Raw genomic sequence first — 13,822 nt, 5'->3', positions numbered from 1 at the left:
GGTGAGGCTCCGTTTTATTGTTATTGTTGGCATTGTCATACGTTGTCGTACGACATGGGCGGATTATTTACGGCGCTGTGGCGGCTTGTCAACGGCCAATCCGAGTTTCGCAGGGGTGCCTGAAGGAGTGCCGCTACCCATGGCCAGCGCAGCCTCGTGCCTTGGCAGCGGCTACGCGCCGATCTGTAGCGCTCCCCACAAAAAAACGCCGAGGTACTTGCCAGCCCGCGGTGCTTTTGCGGCACACTGCCTGGCAGTTTCCGGCTTGATCGAGTCACCGTACGCCCGCACAAGGTCATTGAATGGATCACTACGTCCCGCGCAACTGGCAGCCCCACGAAAAGCCCAGCTTGCCCGGCTCGCCCTCGACACCGCTGCACTCCAACCGCAAGCGCCTGGCGTATGCCCTGGTCGGCTTGCTGGTGGCGCTGACCGGTGGCCTGGGCAACTCCCTGGTGATCGCCAACCTGCCGTACCTGCAAGGCGCCCTCGGGGCGACCACCGCTGAAATGGCCTGGCTGCCCGCGGCCTACGTCATGACCAACGTCTCGATGAACCTGCTGCTGGTGAAATTTCGCCAGCAATTCGGTCTGCGGGCCTTTACCGAGGTGTTCCTGGTGCTCTACGCCCTGGTGACCTTCGGCCATCTATTCGTCAACGACCTGAACTCGGCCATCGCCGTGCGCGCGGCCCACGGCATGGTCGGCGCGGCCCTGAGTTCCCTGGGCCTGTACTACATGATCCAGGCCTTCCCCGCGAAGTGGCGCCTCAAAGCCCTGGTCCTGGGCCTGGGCACTTCGCAACTGGCCTTGCCCCTGGCCCGGCTGTTTTCCGAAGACTTGCTGCAAATTGCCGAATGGCGCGGGTTGTACCTGTTCGAACTGGGCCTGGCCCTGACGTCACTGGGCTGTGTGCTGCTGCTCAAACTGCCGCCGGGCGACCGCTTCAAGACCTTTGAAAAACTCGATTTCCTGACCTTTGCCCTGCTGGCCAGTGGTGTGGCGCTGCTGTGTGCGGTGCTGTCCCTGGGGCGCATTGACTGGTGGCTGGAAGCGCCGTGGATCGGCGTCGCCTCGGCCGGTTCCATCGTGCTGATCATGGCCGGCCTGTGCATCGAACATAACCGCAGCAACCCGATGCTGATGACCCGCTGGTTGGGCAGCGGGGCGATTATCCGCCTGGCCCTGGCGGTGATACTGATCCGCATGGTGCTGTCGGAGCAGTCCACCGGTGCCGTGGGCTTTCTGCAGGCGCTGAACATGAGCAGCCAGCAGATGCGCATGCTCTACGGCGTGATGCTGCTGGGCAGCATCGCCGGGCTGGCCACCAGCGCCCTGACTATCAACCCGGCGCATCTGCTGATGCCGCTGATCATTTCCCTGGCGCTGATGGCCACGGGGTCGGTGATGGACAGCTTCTCCAACAACCTGACGCGCCCGGCCAACATGTACTTCAGCCAGTTCCTGCTGGCCTTCGGCGGCACGTTTTTCCTCGGTCCGACCATGGTCCTGGGCACCCGCAACGTGCTGACCAACCCGCGCAACCTGGTGAGTTTCTCGGTGCTGTTCGGCATCTGCCAGAACCTCGGCGGGCTGATTGGCGCCGCCTTGCTCGGCACCTTCCAGATCGTGCGCGAGAAGTTCCACTCCAGCCATATCGTCGAGCACCTGACCCTGCTCGACCCCCGGGTCCTGGCACGGGTGCAAAGCGGCGGCTCGGCGGTCGGCGGGGTGATCGCCGATCCCGACCAGCGCACCCTGCAGGGCATTCGCAGCCTGGCCACCGCCGCCACCCGCGAAGCCAATGTGCTGGCCTATAACGATGTGTTCATGCTGATCGCGGTGATTGCCGTGCTGACCATGATCTGGATCTTCATTCGCAGCCTGTGGCTGATGAGCACCACCAAAGCCGCCGCGCCTGCCGGCCCGGCTCCCGTTCAACCCAACGGTGCCCCTTCTTCATGAGCGAACCGACCACCACGACCACCAATGCCATCGCCTCGACCCCGGAAGGCACGGCGCCGCCGTCGACCCCGACCCCTGCGACCGAGCCGCGCTCGTTGCGGGTGCGGATCATCTCGTCCCTGGGCTTTGCCGCCATCGCCATTGTCGGCGTGGCGATCGTGCTCTATGCCTGGCAGTTGCCACCGTTCGGCAGCGCCGTGGAAACCACCGAGAACGCCCTGGTGCGTGGTCAGGTGACCATCATCGGCCCGCAGTTGAGCGGCTATGTGTTCGAAGTGCCGGTGCAGGACTTCCAGTTTGTCAAGGCTGGCGACCTGCTGGTGCGCCTGGATGACCGCATCTACCAGCAGCGCCTGGATCAGTCTCTGGCCCAACTGGCGGTGCAGAAAGCCGCCCTGGCCAATGTGGTGCAGCAGCGCAACAGCGCCGAGGCCACCATCAAGCTGCGCCAGGCGGCCCTGGCCGACAGCCAGGCCCAGGCGCAAAAAAGCGCGGCCGACCTGCGGCGCAACCAGGCGTTGGTCAGCGACGGCTCAGTGTCCCAGCGCGAGCTGGACGTGACCCGCGCCGCCAACGCCCAGACCATCGCCGCCGTGGCCCAGGCCCAGGCATCCCTGGAAATCGCGCGCCAGGACCTGCAGACGGTGATCGTCAACCGTGGCTCGCTGGAGGCGGCGGTCGCCAGCGCCGAAGCGGCGGTGCAACTGGCGCGGATCGACTTGTCCAACACCCGGATCCTCGCGCCGCGCGACGGCCAGTTGGGCCAGATCGGCGTGCGCCTGGGGGCCTACGTCAATTCCGGCGCGCAGTTGATGGCGCTGGTGCCGAACCAGCTGTGGATCATCGCCAACATGAAAGAGACCCAGATGGACAGCGTGCGCATCGGCCAGCCGGCGAGTTTCACCGTGGACGCCTTGAACCACCGCAAATTCACCGGCCGGGTGCAGCGGATTTCCCCAGCCACCGGCTCGGAGTTCAGCCTGCTGCAAGCCGATAACGCCACCGGCAACTTCGTCAAGATCGCCCAGCGGGTGCCGGTGCGCATCACCGTCGACCCGGACCAGGCCGAAAGCCAGCGCCTGCGCCCGGGGATGTCGGTGGTGGTGAGTATCGATACCTCGGTCACGCCCTGAGAACCTGTTTGCGCGTGGCCCATGGAGCGTTAAAAGCTCCCCGGGAGCGTGAACAGGTTGCGCGGCCTACACCGCCTGCATCGGCGGCAGGGTGCCCAACAGGGAAACGGCGGCCACGGCCGCCACCCCCAGCAGCCACTCCAGCAGCACGCTATTGCGCAACGCCCCCAGGCGCTGGTCGCAGCCAGGCAGGCGCAGGCGGTGCAGCAGCGCCAGGCCCAGCATGGCCGACACCAGCAGTGCCTTGATCAGCAGAATCAGGGCAAAGCCGCTGAACAGCGGCGTCGGCCACCAGTGCCCGGTCAACACCCGGACATTGATCAGGCCACTGAGCAGCAAGCCCGCCACCAGGGCGTAACCCACGCCGCTGAAGCGTCTTAGAACCCCTTCCATCGCGGTGGGGTTCGGCTGCAGCAACAGTAACGACAACAGCATCAGCCCGCCGAGCCAGACCCCGACGCAACTCAAATGCACGATCTGATTGAGGATCAGCAACTGGCCCGCCAGCCCATCGAGCATGGCGCCGTGGCCCACCGGGGCCAGGGTTGCCAACAGCAGCGCGGCGAGGCTCAGCTTGAGCGGCAGACGAGTGCGCAGGGAGCTCAGCAGCACCCCTAGCAGCAGGGCATTGAACAGCAGGTGCCAGGACCAGACCTGGCCAAAGAAGGTCTTGCCCAGCACCAATTGCACGGTTGCCGGGTCCAGCGCCGCCGACCAGGAATCGGCCATGCTGGCGGTGATCAGCAGCAGCCAGCAGACCCCACTGAGCAGCGCCAGGGTCGCCAGCCCGGTGCTGATGCGAGCGAGGCGCCGATGCAGCACCGGGTGGCTATCACCACGGCCCAGCAGCAGGGGGCCAAAGACCCAGGCCCCGAACAGCATCAACACCATCGTGAAGTGCACAAACCGGCACAGCACCAGCAGGCTCGACATGAATTACTGACCGACCTTGAAGCTGTAGCTGCCTGCGCTTTTATGGGTGTCGACCGACACTGCGTGCCAGTCGACCTTGTAGGTGCCTGCCGCCAGCGGGGCGGCCGGGGTCACCACCAGGGTCTTCTTGTCCGCGCCTTCGGTGGCCAGGCCATTGAGCGCCACCGGCGCGCCGTCCCGGCTCAGGCTGACCTGGGTGAAGCTGGCCTCGACGCCTTCGGAGAACACCAGGCGCAAGGCCTGCGGTGACGTCACCACACTATCAGCGGCCGGGGTGCTGGCTTGTAGATGGGCGTGGGCGAACACCGAGGAAGCGGCCAACAGGGAAGCCAGCAGGGCGCTGGTGGTGAGGAGTTTTTTCAGGAGCATCGTGGGATACCTTCGAGGAAGACGACGGGTGCTCAATAGAGCACGAAGCGGCCGGCGAATGAAACGCCGGCCAGTGGATTTTCAACGCTGCGCCAGGCGCATATGGATGATCGGAAAGGGCCGGCCCTCGCCATCGGTCGGCGAGCAGCCGATCTCTTCGAAACCGTAGTGCCGATAAAAGCCGTGAGCCTGGGGGTTCTGCTGGTTGACGTCGACACTGAGGCTCGGGTGCCGGGCGCGCACGTAATCCAGCAACTGGCGGCCGATGCCCTGGCCGCGTTGTGCCGGTTCGATAAACAGCATCTCCACCTTGTCACCCGCGGTGGCGATAAAACCACCCGGGCTGCCATCGGGGTGTTGCCAGAGCCAGGTCTTGAGGGCTGGCAGGTAGGCGTCGCGCACCAGGGGGTAGAGCAACTGGATATCGTCTTCGCTGAGGAAGTCGTGGGTGGCGCGTACCGAACGCTGCCACAGGTCGGCAAGCGGCTGGTCGTCGGCAGCGTTGCGTGGGCGGATAGTCATGAGTGTTCCATCGGTAACAGGACAGATGGCCGGCGACAGGGCAGGGCCGGCATTCGTGCAGAAGGAGCGGGTGCCCGGGTCGCGAATTAACGTCTGGACGGGGCACTGCGGCAGCGTCTGCCAATGAATGGGAGGGCGATCCTACCCAATCTCGCCTGTTGTGGCGAGAGGGGCGGCTGCGTGGCCGAGCAGACCTCGCCCCGCTCTGGAGCGGATGCTAGTCTTGAGCCACGTTGTCTTCAGGGAGCCCTCATGGGCAATCACAAGATCGAAATCCGCCGCAGTAACGTTGAAAAAATCCTCCTCGCCGCCGAGAAAGTCTTCGCTGAAAAGGGCTATGGCGGCACGGCCATGGCCGACATCGCCGAAGAGGTGCAACTGCCGCGCTCCAACCTGCATTACTACTTCAGCACCAAGAGCGAGCTGTACAGCGCAGTGCTGTTCGACCTGCTGGAGGTGTGGAAACAGGATGCCCTGTGCTTCGAGATGTTCGATGACCCGCGGGTGGTCCTCAGCAGCTACATCCGCGCCAAGATGAACCACTCCCGCAGTCGGCCCTACGGATCGAAAGTCTGGGCCAACGAAATCATCCACGGCGCACCGACCCTCGGCGAAGCGCTGGATGCCAGCCTGTATGACTGGGCAAAAATGAAAGAAGCGAAAATCCGCCAGTGGGTCGAAGACAAACGCATCCTGCCGGTGGAGCCTTCAAGCCTGCTGTACATGATCTGGGCCTCGACCCAGCACTACGCCGACTTCGACCACCAGGTGATGATCCTCAACGATCACCAGCCACTCTCCGACATGCAATTCGAACGCGCCCTGCAAACCGTCACCAGCGTCATCCTGCGCGGCATCGGCCTGGAACCCTGAAGCCTCCGTAGCCGCTGCCGAGCCCGCGAGGTTGCGCTGGCCGGTGTGAGCGCCGTGGAGTATCAGGTGGATGTCGGACGGTTTTGACGCCCAGCGTCCGAACGCGGCCCGAGCCTCCGGCAGCGGCTACAGTTGTAGCCGCTGCCGAGCTTGCGAGGTTGCACTGGCCGGCGTGGGCGCTGTGGAGGGTCAGGTGGATTCAGGCTGGCATACTCACACCGCTTCGCAATACGGGTTGCGCGGGTCATGCAGCCAGTCGAGGAAGGGTTTGCCGGTTTCCTGGGGGGCCATTTCGATGCAGTCCTGCACCGGGCAGGTGATCTGGCACAGGTTGCAGCCCACGCATTCGTCGTCGATCACTTCATATTTATGGGTGCCGTCCGCCTGCCGGATGCTGGCGATGGCCTGGTGCGAGGTGTCTTCGCAGGCGATGTGGCAGCGCCCGCAACCGATGCACGCCGCCTGGTCGATCTTGGCGATCACCTGGTAGTTGATATCCAGGTACTTCCAGTCAGTGGTGTTGCCCACGGCCTTGCCCGAGAACTCCTGCAGGCTGCTGTAGCCCTGGCTGTCCATCCACCGCGACAGTCCGTCCTTCATCTCTTCGACAATCCGAAACCCATGCAGCATCGCCGCGGTGCACACCTGCACCGCCCCGCAGCCCAGGGCCACAAATTCCGCCGCATCGCGCCAGTTGCCAATGCCGCCAATGCCGCAGATCGGCAGCCCCCGGGTCTGCGGGTCACGGGCAATTTCCGCGACCATGTTCAGCGCAATCGGCTTGACCGCCGAACCGCAATAGCCGCCGTGGGTGCTCTGGCTGCCGACCATGGGGTGGGCCACCATGCGTTCCAGGTCGACGCTGGTGATGGAGTTGATGGTGTTGATCAACGACACCGCATCCGCTCCTCCACGGTGGGCCGCCCGCGCCGCGAGTCGGATGTCAGTGATGTTCGGCGTGAGCTTGACGATCACCGGCAGCGAGCAATAGGTCTTGCACCAGCGGGTCACCTGCTCGACGTATTCCGGCACCTGGCCCACGGCCGCGCCCATGCCCCGTTCCGGCATGCCGTGGGGGCAGCCGAAATTCAGCTCGATGCCATCGGCGCCGGTAGCCTCCACCAGGGGCAGGATGTGTTTCCACGACTCTTCAACGCAGGGCACCATCAGCGACACAATCAGCGCCCGGTCCGGCCAGTCCTTTTTCACCTGGGTGATTTCCCGCAGGTTGATTTCCAGGGAACGGTCAGTGATCAGCTCGATATTGTTGATGCCCATCACCTCGCGGTTGGGCCCGAAATGCGCCGAGTAGCGCGACGAGACGTTGACCGCCGCCGGGTCTTCCCCGAGGGTTTTCCAGACCACGCCACCCCAGCCGGCTTCGAACGCGCGCACCACGTTATAGGCCTTGTCGGTGGGGGGCGCCGAGGCCAGCCAGAATGGGTTGGGGGCTTTGATGCCGGCGAAGACAATCGAGAGATCGGCCATTTACGCAGCCTCCACATTGAGCATGAGTTGGGCATGCATGGCTTCTGCGGCCAGCTTGCCGTGTTGCACCGCCTGCACGGTGAGGTCCTGGCCGAGGCTGACGCAGTCGCCGCCGGCATAGACCCCGGGGATGCTGGTGCGCAGTTGGGCGTCGACCTGGATGCGCTCGCCCGCGCGCTTCAGTTCCCGGGCCAGCGGGTCGCTCAGGGCTGCGCCGTCGAAGGCCTGGCCGATGGCCTTGAAAATCCCGTCGGCGGCCAGTTCAAAGGTCTCGCCGGTGGTCTGCAACCGGCCCTCCACCAGTCGGGTACGGGCGAAGCGCATGCCGCGTACTTGCCCCTGTTCATCCAGCAGCACCTCCTGCGGCGCGGCCCAGGTCAGCAGACGCACCTGATTGGCCTTGGCGATGTCCTGCTCGTGTTCGGTGGCGCCCATTTCCTCGAGGCCACGGCGATACACCAGGTTCACATCCCGCGCGCCGAGGCGCGCCATCTGCACCGCCATATCGATGGCGGTGTTGCCGGCGCCGAGCACGATGCAGCGGTCAGCCACCGGCAATTGGCCGAGGTCATCGGCCTGGCGCAATTCGCGGATGTAGTCGGTGGCGGCGAGCATGCCTGGCGCGTCTTCATGGGCCAGCCCCAGCTGTTTGCTGGCGGCCAGGCCCAGGCCGAGAAACACCGAGTCGAACTGCTGGTGCAGCTCGGTCAGGCTCAGGTTGTCACCGAGCGTGTGCCCATGGCGGATTTCGATGCCGCCGATGCCCAGCAAAAACTCCAGCTCCTGCTGGGCAAAGTCATCCACCAGCTTGTATTTGGCGATTCCGTATTCATTGAGGCCACCGGCTTTTTCCCGGGCCTCGAAAATCACCACCTCGTGCCCATGCAGGGCGCTGCGGTGGGCGCAGGCCAGACCCGCCGGGCCGGCGCCGACCACGGCAATGCGCTTGCCGGTAGACGCGGCGCGCTGGAACGGGTGCTGGCTGAAGTGCGCGTTGTCCACGGCATAGCGTTGCAGCAGGCCGATCAGCACCGGCGCGCACTCCTGGGCGTTGTTGCGCACGCAGGCCTGCTGGCAGAGGATTTCCGTCGGGCAGACCCGGGCGCAGCTGCCGCCGAGGATATTGGCCGAGAGGATTTTCTGCGCCGCACCCTGGACGTTATCGGTGTGGATATTGCGGATGAACGACGGGATATCGATCTCGCTGGGGCACGCATTGACGCAAGGTGCGTCGTAGCAATACAGGCAGCGCGACGCCTCCAGATGGGCCTGGCGCGCGTTCAGCGGCGGCGCCAGGTCGGTGAAATGACTGGCCAGGGTGGCGTTGTCTGCGATGGGGTGGGGCAAGTGGTTCAAGGTCTTGATCACGGTTAAGGCCTCACGGTTTTTTCTCGATTGCCTCTGACGGGCATTGTTTTTTCACAGCGCTGTGGCAAAGACGCTTTTAGTGGCCGGCGAACGCACTGTAGTCAGCGCGTTCATCGTGGCGAGGGCGCCGCCGTGGCGAGGGAGCTTGCTCCCGCTCGGTTGCGCGGCAACCGCAATAGCAACGGCCCCCCACCACAGCGCGACCTCAGCGCTCTACGGCCGTCGCCTTGCTGGCTTCGGCGCGCTTGCTCAACAGGTCGAACACCGCCGGGTAGGGTGGGCGTTCCACGTAGCGCCCGGCGCCGCGTTCGGCCCGCAGATCGCCGTCGACCCACAGCAACTTGCCCTGGCTGATGGTGTGGCTCGGCACGCCGCGCACGGTCTTGCCTTCGAAGATGTTGAAGTCGACCTGCTGGTGGTGGGTCTTGGCGGAAATGGTGCGGGTGCCTTGCGGGTCCCAGAGCACCAGGTCGGCATCGGCACCGACACGGATCGCGCCCTTGCGTGGGTAGAGGTTGAAGATTTTCGCGGTGTTGGTGGAGGTCAGGGCCACAAAGTCCTGCATCGACAGGCGGCCGGTATTGACCCCTTCGTCCCAGAGCACGGCCATGCGGTCTTCGATACCGGCGGTGCCGTTGGGGATCTTGCTGAAGTCGTCGCGCCCGGCGGCCTTTTGTTCGGCGCAGAAGCAGCAGTGGTCGGTGGCGGTGGTATGCAGGTTGCCCGATTGCAGCCCATGCCACAGCGCCTCCTGGTGGCCGCGAGGGCGGAAGGGCGGGCTCATCACGTAGCCGGCAGCGGTCTGCCAGTCTGGGTGCCGGTACACGCTGTCGTCGAGCAACAGGTGCCCGGCCAGCACTTCACCGTAGACCGGCTGGCCTTTGCTGCGGGCATAGGTGATCTCGTCGAGGGCTTCCTTGGTCGAAACGTGCACCAGGTACAGCGGCGTGCCCAGGGTTTCGGCGATGCGAATGGCGCGGCTGGCGGCTTCGCCTTCGACCTGCGAGGGCCGCGACAGCGGGTGCGCTTCCGGGCCGGTAATGCCCTGGGCCATCAGCTTGCGTTGCAGGTGATACACCAGCTCGCCGTTCTCGGCATGCACGGTGGGTACCGCACCCAGTTCCAGGCAGCGTTCGAAGCTCGCCACCAGGGTGTCGTCGGCAGCCATGATCGCGTTCTTGTAAGCCATGAAATGCTTGAAGCTGTTGACCCCGTGCCGGCTCACCAACTCAGCCATTTCTTCGCGCACCTGTTCGCTCCACCAGGTAATGGCCACGTGAAACCCGTAGTCGGATGCCGACTTCTCGGCCCAGCCACGCCACTGATGGAACGCTTCGAGCAACGACTGCTGGGGGTTGGGAATCACGAAGTCGATGATCGAAGTGGTACCCCCCGCCAGACCCGCCGCCGTGCCGCTGAAAAAGTCTTCGCTGGCCACGGTGCCCATAAAGGGCAATTGCATGTGGGTGTGGGGGTCGATGCCGCCGGGCATCAAGTATTGGCCGCTGCCGTCGAGCACGTCGACGCCGGCGGGAATATCCAGGTTATTACCGATGGCCTTGATCACGCCGTCGGCGCACAAGACATCGGCTTTATAACTTTCATCATGGGTAATAACGGTGGCGCCACGGATCAACAGAGACATTCCGAGTTCCTCGCAGGCATGACCGACTTATGTCGGTTCTAAGTGTTTTATATCGACCGTGCTGCGCAAGTTTATTCCTGTCAGCGGTGTCAGGAATAGAAACTAGCTGGTGTTCCTGGAATGAGCAAGATTATTTTTTATAAGCTTATATCACTATTAAGTTATTGAAATTAAACGAATAAATTCAAATAACTGCAAAATGGTGCAGCCCCTCACCATTTTGACGCACTTGACAGGATCGAAATATGGTCAAGATTTCCTATGTGAAATCAGCTGCTTGAAGGGGGCTTATGGCCTGAACAAAAGTGTGCAATAAGTTTCAGTGCACCAGTTTGAGTCCTGACGCTGCGGTCAACTTGCCGAACAGTTAGCCTGAGTGAACAGGCAAGTACCCGGGACGTGATAGTTAATAAGAATAAAACTGATGAACATCAGTTGTTTACATGGATTTTAACGGTCGCCAAACACCGTCAATGGACAATCCGGCACGCTTATTGAGTGCCGCCGCTGACAGGTTGGCCGGTCGCTAAAAGTCGTAAGTTCTCCGGCCATCGTCCGGCTTGCGGTCCCGTCCGCCAGCTGCCTGATGAGCAAAAATAATCAAAAGAACAGTGGAGCGGCCATGCAACAGAACAGATCCCAAGTGACCGAGCGCGCAGGCTTGTATGAGCTGGACGCCGGCAGCGACGTACTCGACAGCCCCCGTTATAACCACGACATCGCCCCGACCAAGGTCCATGAACGCACCTGGAACAAATGGCACATCACCGCGCTGTGGATCGGCATGTCGATCTGCGTGCCGACCTACACCCTGGGCGGGGTACTGACCGCCTATTTCGGCCTCAGCGTCGGCGAGGCACTGCTGGCGATCCTGCTGGCCAACATCATCGTGCTGATCCCCCTGACCCTCAACGCCTTCGCCGGCACCAAGTACGGCATTCCGTTCCCGGTGTTGCTGCGCTCGTCGTTCGGCATCATCGGCTCCAACGTGCCATGCCTGATCCGGGCCCTGGTGGCCTGCGGCTGGTTCGGCATCCAGACCATGTTCGGCGGGTTGGCGATCCACCTGTTCCTGGGGTCGATCTTCGAAGGCTGGAAGGCCCTGGGCGGCACCGGCGAGGTGATCGGCTTCATGATTTTCTGGACCCTCAACCTGTGGGTGGTGCTGCGCGGGGCCGAGTCGATCAAGTGGCTGGAAACCCTGTCCGCGCCACTGCTGGTGGCGGTGGGCATCGGCCTGCTGGTGTGGGCCCTGCCCAATGTGTCGTTGAGCGAATTGCTGGCGATCCCGCCCAAGCGTCCCGAAGGCGCCAGCGTCACCAGTTACTTCATGGCCGGGCTCACGGCGATGGTCGGGTTCTGGGCCACGCTGTCGCTGAACATTCCCGACTTCAGCCGCTACGCCAAAAGCCAGAAAGACCAGATCCTCGGGCAGATTTTCGGCCTGCCGCTGACCATGTTCCTGTTCGCCGCCCTGGGCGTGGTGATGACCGCCGCCTCGGTGAAACTGGTGGGCGTGACCGTGTCCGATCCGGTGAGCCTGATCGGCCATATCCAGAGCCCGGGCTGGGTGGCCCTGGCCATGGCGCTGATCATCATCGCCACCTTGTCCACCAACACCGCGGCCAACATCGTCTCGCCGACTAATGACTTCCAGAACCTGGCGCCGAAGCTGATCGGGCGCACCAAGGCGGTGCTGCTCACCGGCCTGGTGGGCCTGGCCCTGATGGCCCATGAACTGCTGAAAAAGCTGGGCCTGCTGATCTCCGACGTCAGTCTGGAAACCGTGTACTCCAATTGGCTGCTGGGCTATTCCAGCCTGCTGGGGCCGATTGCCGGGATCATGGTGGTGGACTATTTCATCATCAAGAAACAACGCCTGGACCTGGCCGGCCTGTACCGCGATGACGTGTACCCGGCCTGGAACTGGAACGGGTTTATCGCCTTTGCCGTGCCGGTGGTGCTGACCCTGCTGTCCCTGGGCAGCGACGCATTCAGCTGGTTCTACAGCTACGGCTGGTTCACCGGTTCGGCCCTGGGCGGCATCCTCTACTACGGCCTGTGCAGCCTGCGCAATGCCCAGGTGGTGGCCGCCAAGACCCCGGTTTGAGCCTGCACCTGTTGGCTCGCGGTGATGCATGAAGCCCAGGCGGCCCGGGTTCGGGTCGCCCCACACAATCAGAAAAAAGCCTGAGGAGATCACCATGAACGCTGCCGTCGACGTTCTGCAATCCAGCCATCAGCACATCAACCGCGACCGCCTGTGGCAGTCGCTCATGGAACTGGCCAGGCTCGGGGCCACGGTCAAGGGCGGGGTCTGTCGCCTGGCCCTGACCGACCTCGATCGCCAGGCCCGGGACCTGTTCGTGAAATGGTGCGAGGAGGCCGGTTGCACGGTCACGGTGGACGGCATCGGCAACATCTTCGCCCGCCGTCCCGGGCGTAACCCGGGGCTGCCCCCGGTGATGACCGGCAGCCATATCGACACCCAGCCCACCGGCGGCAAGTTCGACGGCTGCTTCGGTGTGCTGGCCGGGGTGGAAGTGCTGCGCACCCTCAACGACCTCAAGCTGGAAACCGAGGCACCGCTGGAAGTGGTGGTGTGGACCAACGAAGAAGGCTCGCGCTTCCCGCCGTGCATGATGGGGTCCGGGGTGTTCGCCGAGAAATTCACCCTGGAGGACACCCTGGCCAAGACCGACGTCGACGGGGTCAGCGTCGGTGAGGCCCTGAACGCAATCGGCTACGCCGGCCAGCGCAAGGTCAGCGGGCACCCGGTGGGCGCCTATTTCGAGGCCCATATTGAGCAGGGGCCGATCCTCGAGGACGAGCGCAAGACCATCGGCGTGGTCATGGGCGCCCTCGGCCAGAAGTGGTTCGACCTCAAGCTGCGCGGGGTGGAAGCCCACGCCGGACCGACCCCGATGCACCTGCGCAAGGACGCCCTGGTCGGCGCGGCGGCGGTGGTTGCGGCCGTCAACCGCGCAGCCCTGGGGCACCAACCTCATGCCTGCGGCACCGTCGGTTGCCTGCAAGCCTATCCCGGCTCGCGCAACGTGATCCCGGGTGAGGTGCGCATGACCCTGGATTTCCGCCACCTGGAACCGGCGCGCCTGGACTCGATGATCGACCAGGTGCGGCAAGTGATCGACAGCACCTGCGAGGAGCATGGCCTGAGCTTTGAACTGACGCCCACCGCCGACTTCCCGCCGCTGTACTTCAACCCGGACTGCATCGAAGCGGTACGCGGCGCGGCCCAGGGCTTGGGCCTGTCCCATATGGACATCGTCAGCGGTGCCGGGCACGACGCGATCTTCGTCGCCGAACTGGGTCCGGCGGGGATGATCTTCGTGCCCTGCGAAGGCGGCATCAGCCACAACGAAATCGAAAACGCTGCCCCTGATGACCTTGCGGCCGGCTGCGCCGTGCTGCTGCGCGCGATGCTGGCGGCCTCCGCCACCATCGCCGGCACCCGCGGCTAGCGCCATGCAACCACTCAACGGCGTCCGACCCACCACGGCGCCGCC

The 13,822-nt window shown here is 63.9% G+C and carries 11 protein-coding genes; 5 read left to right on the top strand and 6 right to left on the bottom strand.

Annotated elements, in window-relative coordinates:
• Positions 1-302: 302 nt before the first annotated feature.
• Together ACOZJV_RS06485 and ACOZJV_RS06480 are read left to right on the top strand one after the other, a co-directional pair.
• Positions 303-1,964 (top strand): MFS transporter, encoded by a 1,662-nt coding sequence (locus ACOZJV_RS06485; RefSeq protein ID WP_201130589.1) that lies wholly within the window; start codon positions 303-305, stop codon positions 1,962-1,964.
• On the top strand, positions 1,961-3,097 hold the full coding sequence (locus ACOZJV_RS06480) for an HlyD family secretion protein (RefSeq protein ID WP_421547131.1): 1,137 nt from the start codon (positions 1,961-1,963) through the stop codon (positions 3,095-3,097). The genes ACOZJV_RS06485 and ACOZJV_RS06480 overlap by 4 nt, the downstream gene beginning before the upstream one ends.
• Before the next feature lie 66 nt (positions 3,098-3,163).
• Here ACOZJV_RS06480 and copD read toward each other — a convergent pair whose 3' ends face one another.
• The 3 genes from copD to ACOZJV_RS06465 all read right to left on the bottom strand — a co-directional run bounded on the left by copD (position 3,164) and on the right by ACOZJV_RS06465 (position 4,921).
• On the bottom strand, positions 3,164-4,030 hold the full coding sequence (copD, locus tag ACOZJV_RS06475; RefSeq protein WP_421547130.1) for a copper homeostasis membrane protein CopD: 867 nt from the start codon (positions 4,028-4,030) through the stop codon (positions 3,164-3,166).
• 3 nt (positions 4,031-4,033) lie between these two features.
• Positions 4,034-4,399 (bottom strand): copper homeostasis periplasmic binding protein CopC, encoded by a 366-nt coding sequence (gene copC / locus ACOZJV_RS06470; RefSeq protein WP_201130591.1) that lies wholly within the window; start codon positions 4,397-4,399, stop codon positions 4,034-4,036.
• Positions 4,400-4,480: 81 nt separating this feature from the next.
• Positions 4,481-4,921, bottom strand: coding sequence for a GNAT family N-acetyltransferase (locus ACOZJV_RS06465; RefSeq protein WP_421547129.1), 441 nt, complete (start codon positions 4,919-4,921; stop codon positions 4,481-4,483).
• 252 nt (positions 4,922-5,173) lie between these two features.
• Here ACOZJV_RS06465 and ACOZJV_RS06460 point away from each other — a divergent pair, with 252 nt between their 5' ends.
• Complete coding sequence (locus ACOZJV_RS06460; RefSeq protein ID WP_020300563.1) at positions 5,174-5,794, top strand: TetR/AcrR family transcriptional regulator; 621 nt, start codon at positions 5,174-5,176, stop codon at positions 5,792-5,794.
• A gap of 213 nt (positions 5,795-6,007) precedes the next feature.
• Here ACOZJV_RS06460 and preA read toward each other — a convergent pair whose 3' ends face one another.
• The 3 genes from preA to hydA form a co-directional block, all read right to left on the bottom strand.
• Positions 6,008-7,282 carry an NAD-dependent dihydropyrimidine dehydrogenase subunit PreA gene (gene preA, locus ACOZJV_RS06455; protein ID WP_078471508.1) on the bottom strand — a complete coding sequence of 425 codons (1,275 nt, stop codon included), beginning with the start codon at positions 7,280-7,282 and terminating at the stop codon, positions 6,008-6,010.
• Complete coding sequence (locus ACOZJV_RS06450; RefSeq protein WP_421547128.1) at positions 7,283-8,650, bottom strand: NAD(P)-dependent oxidoreductase; 1,368 nt, start codon at positions 8,648-8,650, stop codon at positions 7,283-7,285.
• Between the two features lie 205 nt (positions 8,651-8,855).
• Positions 8,856-10,295, bottom strand: coding sequence for a dihydropyrimidinase (hydA, locus tag ACOZJV_RS06445; protein ID WP_201130594.1), 1,440 nt, complete (start codon positions 10,293-10,295; stop codon positions 8,856-8,858).
• 622 nt (positions 10,296-10,917) lie between these two features.
• Here hydA and ACOZJV_RS06440 point away from each other — a divergent pair.
• Together ACOZJV_RS06440 and ACOZJV_RS06435 are read left to right on the top strand one after the other, a co-directional pair.
• Positions 10,918-12,405, top strand: a complete 1,488-nt coding sequence (locus tag ACOZJV_RS06440; RefSeq protein WP_078471505.1) for an NCS1 family nucleobase:cation symporter-1 — start codon at positions 10,918-10,920, stop codon at positions 12,403-12,405.
• Positions 12,406-12,499: 94 nt separating this feature from the next.
• Complete coding sequence (locus ACOZJV_RS06435; RefSeq protein ID WP_201130596.1) at positions 12,500-13,777, top strand: Zn-dependent hydrolase; 1,278 nt, start codon at positions 12,500-12,502, stop codon at positions 13,775-13,777.
• Positions 13,778-13,822: the final 45 nt, after the last annotated feature.

The sequence above is a fragment of the Pseudomonas sp. QD4 genome (assembly GCF_049199125.1).
Taxonomy (GTDB): domain Bacteria; phylum Pseudomonadota; class Gammaproteobacteria; order Pseudomonadales; family Pseudomonadaceae; genus Aquipseudomonas.
This window is presented reverse-complemented; position numbering and strand designations above follow the sequence as displayed.

Coding starts and splice junctions, on each gene's coding strand:
- ACOZJV_RS06485 (WP_201130589.1), top strand. CDS start 303: ATGGATCACTACGTCCCGCGCAACTGGCAGCCCCACGAAAAGCCCAGC.
- ACOZJV_RS06480 (WP_421547131.1), top strand. CDS start 1,961: ATGAGCGAACCGACCACCACGACCACCAATGCCATCGCCTCGACCCCG.
- copD (WP_421547130.1), bottom strand. CDS start 4,030: ATGTCGAGCCTGCTGGTGCTGTGCCGGTTTGTGCACTTCACGATGGTG.
- copC (WP_201130591.1), bottom strand. CDS start 4,399: ATGCTCCTGAAAAAACTCCTCACCACCAGCGCCCTGCTGGCTTCCCTG.
- ACOZJV_RS06465 (WP_421547129.1), bottom strand. CDS start 4,921: ATGACTATCCGCCCACGCAACGCTGCCGACGACCAGCCGCTTGCCGAC.
- ACOZJV_RS06460 (WP_020300563.1), top strand. CDS start 5,174: ATGGGCAATCACAAGATCGAAATCCGCCGCAGTAACGTTGAAAAAATC.
- preA (WP_078471508.1), bottom strand. CDS start 7,282: ATGGCCGATCTCTCGATTGTCTTCGCCGGCATCAAAGCCCCCAACCCA.
- hydA (WP_201130594.1), bottom strand. CDS start 10,295: ATGTCTCTGTTGATCCGTGGCGCCACCGTTATTACCCATGATGAAAGT.
- ACOZJV_RS06440 (WP_078471505.1), top strand. CDS start 10,918: ATGCAACAGAACAGATCCCAAGTGACCGAGCGCGCAGGCTTGTATGAG.
- ACOZJV_RS06435 (WP_201130596.1), top strand. CDS start 12,500: ATGAACGCTGCCGTCGACGTTCTGCAATCCAGCCATCAGCACATCAAC.